General features: G+C 74.4%; 1 protein-coding gene. It reads left to right on the forward strand.

Translation table 11 applies throughout. The annotated features are described in order from the left end of the window. The coding region (locus tag HW445_RS30075; protein ID WP_180223969.1) for an ABC transporter ATP-binding protein at positions 1-1,665 on the forward strand (1,665 nt) is incomplete at both ends.

Consider the following 1,665-nt stretch of genomic DNA (forward strand, 5'->3'; position numbering starts at 1 on the left):
CCTGCGCCACGTCGTCGACACCGTCGGCGCCGGGACCGCGGGCCCGCTCACGCCGTGGTGCGTGCTCCTGGTGGCGCTGGGCGCGGTGCGCTTCGGCGCGAGCTTCACCCGCCGCTACCGCTCGGGGCGGGTGTCGCTCGGCGTCCAGTACGACCTGCGCAACGACGCCTTCGCCTCGCTCGTCCGGCTCGGCGGCGTCAAGCAGGACGAGCTGCGCACGGGACAGGCCGTGAGCCGCTCCATCTCCGACATCACGCTCGTCCAGACGCTGCTGCAGTTCCTGCCGAACCTCACCGGCAACGTGCTGATGTTCCTGACGTCCCTGGTGCTGATGGCGCTGCTGTCCCCGCCGCTGACGGCCGTGGCGCTGGTCGTCGGGCCGCTGCTGTGGTTCATCGCCCTCCGCAGCCGCCGCGACCTGTTCCCGGCGAACTGGCACGCCCAACAGGAGGCCGCCGAGGTCGCCTCCGCCGTGGAGGCGACGGTCACCGGGGTCCGGGTGGTGAAGGGCTTCGGGCAGGAGCGGCGCGAGCGGGCGGACCTGGACCGGCGGGCGCGCCGGCTCTTCGCCTCCCGGATCCGGGTCGTGCGGTACATGAGCCGGTACAACCCGGCACTGCAGGCGGTGCCCGCCCTCGGCCAGGTGGCGGTCCTGGCCCTGGGCGGCTGGATGGCGCTGGAGGGCCGCATCTCGCTGGGCACGTTCCTGGCGTTCACCACGTACCTCGGCTCGTTCGTCACGCCCGTACGGCAGCTGGCCACCCTGCTCACCGTGTGGCAGCCCGCGCGGGCGGGCGCGGTCCGCGTCCTGGAGGTGATCGACGAGACGCCGGGCCTGGCCGAGGCTCCCGACGCGGTCGAGCTGCCGCCCGGGCCGCCCTCCGTGGTCTGGGAGGACGTCACCTTCGGTTACGGACCGGACGGCCGGGCCAGGACGCCGTCCGGGAAGCCGCCGTCCGGGAAGCCGCTGCTGCGCGGCTTCTCGCTGGAGATCCGTCCGGGCGAGACGGTGGCGGTCATCGGCCTCGCCGGCTCGGGCAAGTCCACGGCGGCCGCGCTGCTGCCCCGCTTCTACGACGTGACCGGCGGCCGGGTCCTCGTCGGCGGCCACGACGTGCGCGAGCTGTCCCTGGACTCGCTGCGCTCGCGGATCGGCTTCGTGTTCGAGGAGTCGCTGCTGCTGTCCGACACCGTGCGGGCCAACATCGCGTACGGCTGCCCGGACGCCGACGACGGGCGGATCCGCGCGGCGGCACGCCTCGCCCGCGCCGACGAGTTCGTCGAGCGGCTCTCGCACGGCTACGACACGGTCGTCGGCGAACAAGGGCTCACGCTCTCCGGCGGGCAGCGGCAGCGGATCGCCCTGGCCCGGGCCCTGCTGGCCGAGCCGTCCCTGCTGGTCCTGGACGACGCCACGTCGGCGATCGACACCCGGGTGGAGGCGGAGATCCACGACGCGCTGCGCAGGGAGCCCCGTCGCCCCACGACGCTCGTCGTGGCGCACCGGCGCTCCACCCTGGAGCTCGCCGACCGGATCGCCGTCCTGGACGAGGGCAGGATCGTCGACACCGGCACCCTGGACGAACTCCGCTCCCGTTCCCCGCTGTTGCGGACCCTGCTGTCGGCGGCGGACGAACCCGCGCGGGCCGCGTCCACGCCCGTCGC

It is taken from the genome of Streptomyces sp. UH6 (genome assembly GCF_013421635.1).
Taxonomy (GTDB): domain Bacteria; phylum Actinomycetota; class Actinomycetes; order Streptomycetales; family Streptomycetaceae; genus Streptomyces; species Streptomyces abyssomicinicus.